This is a genomic window from Parafrankia elaeagni (assembly GCF_000374165.1).
In the GTDB taxonomy this organism is placed as follows: Bacteria; Actinomycetota; Actinomycetes; order Frankiales; family Frankiaceae; genus Parafrankia; species Parafrankia elaeagni.
The window spans coordinates 1-1,983 of the sequence record NZ_KB893692.1 but is presented as its reverse complement, the minus strand read 5'-3'; the positions used below and the strand labels follow the sequence as shown (position 1 = coordinate 1,983).

Below are 1,983 nucleotides of genomic sequence, written 5' to 3'. Positions count from 1 at the left end.
CATCCCCCGCCAGCACCACCGCACGATGCGCCAACACCGCCCGACGGATCGACGCCACACCCACGTCAAGCACCCCGGCATCGGCAACCGTGGCCAGCTGCCCCGCCTGCGCCCGCAACGCCGCCTCGTCCAGCCCCGACACCACCACCGGCACCACCGGCAGCACCACCGGAACGGGACCGACAACCGACACCTGCTCGAGGGATTCGACGGGTGCCTGCTCGAGAATCACGTGCGCGTTGGTCCCGCTCATACCGAACGAGGAAACAGCAGCGCGCAACGGGCGGTCCGATTCCGCGGTCCACGGCCGTGGTGCGGTCAGTAGGGAGATGGCCCCTGATGTCCAGTCGACATGCGGGCTGGGCTCATCCACGTGCAACGTCGCCGGCAGGACTCCGTGCCGCATGGCCTGGACCATTTTGATGATCCCAGCGACCCCGGAGGCGGCCTGGGTGTGACCGATGTTCGACTTCACCGACCCCAACCACAACGGCCGATCCCCCGAACGACCCCGACCATAGGTCGCCAGCAACGCCTCCGCCTCAATCGGATCCCCCAGAACGGTCCCGGTCCCGTGTGCCTCGACGGCGTCCACATCCCCCGCCGACAACCCCGCACCCGCCAACGCCTGNCGAATCACCCGCTGCTGCGCCGGCCCATTCGGCGCCGTCAACCCATTCGACGCACCATCCTGATTCACCGCACTCCCCGCCACCACCGCCAAAACCCGATGCCCCCGCCTGCGAGCCTGCGACAGCCGCTCCACCAGCAGCACACCCGTACCCTCCGACCAACCCGTCCCATCCGCACCAGCCGCAAACGACTTACAACGGCCATCCGCGGACAGGCCACGCTGCCGGGAAAACTGGATGAAGGTGTCTGGTGTGGACATGACCGCGACACCGCCGGCCAGGGCCATCTCACACTCACCGGAGCGCAACGCCTGCACCGCCAGATGCAACGCCACCAGCGACGACGAACACGCCGTGTCCACCGTCACCGCCGGGCCCTCCAACCCGAACGTGTACGCCACCCGACCAGAGATCACGCTGGAAGAAGTGCCGGTCAGCAGATGGCCTTCGAGACCAGCAGGCAGGTCACCGACCTGCGTCGCGTAGTCCAAGTTGTTGGTGCCGGCGAAGACGCCGATTGAGCGGCCCCGCAGAGACAGTGGGTCGATCCCGGCCCGTTCGAACGCCTCCCACGACGTCTCCAACAGCAGCCGCTGCTGCGGGTCCATCGCCACGGCCTCACGCGGGCTGATACCGAACAGCCCGGCGTCGAAATCGCCCACCTCATAGAGGAACCCGCCCTCACGGGCATACGACGTCCCCACATGATCAGGATCCGGGTGGAACAACCCCTCCAGATCCCATCCACGATCCGCCGGAAAACCACCAATCCCATCCCGGCCCGCACTGACCAGATCCCACAAGGCCTCCGGCGTGTCCGCTCCGCCCGGAAAACGGCACGCCATACCCACAATCACAACCGGGTCATCGGCCGTACTCGCCACCACCGGAACAGGAGAGACAACGTCCGGCACGGTCGAAGAAACCTGACCGACAATATAGTCGGCCAGAGCGGCGGCATTCGGGTAGTCGAAGACCAGTGTCGCTGACAACCGCAGACCCGTCGCGGTGGCCAGCCGGTTCCGTAGCTCCACCGCGGTCAACGAATCGAAACCGAGGTCCTTGAACGCCCACCCCGAGGCCACCGCATCGGTCGACGTATGCCCGAGCACCGCCGCGACATGCGTCCGGACGACCTCGCCTACTAGCCGCACCCGCTCGCCGGCCGGCAGCTCCGCCAAACGCTGCACGAACGACGACACCACCACCGCGGCCGGCACCTCAGAAACAGCCGCCTCCGGCAGATCCACGAACAACGGCCTCGACCGGGCCGCGGTGAATATCGGCAGGAAGATTTCCCACCGGACATCCGCGACGGTCACCAGGTCCTCACCGGCGCCAACCGCCTGGG

Annotated in this window: 1 protein-coding gene; it reads right to left on the bottom strand. The window is 67.2% G+C overall.

Annotated features, from left to right (window positions below; translation table 11 throughout):
* On the bottom strand, nt 1-1,983 hold a 1,983-nt coding region (locus B207_RS0105235; protein WP_018635476.1), incomplete at both ends, for a type I polyketide synthase.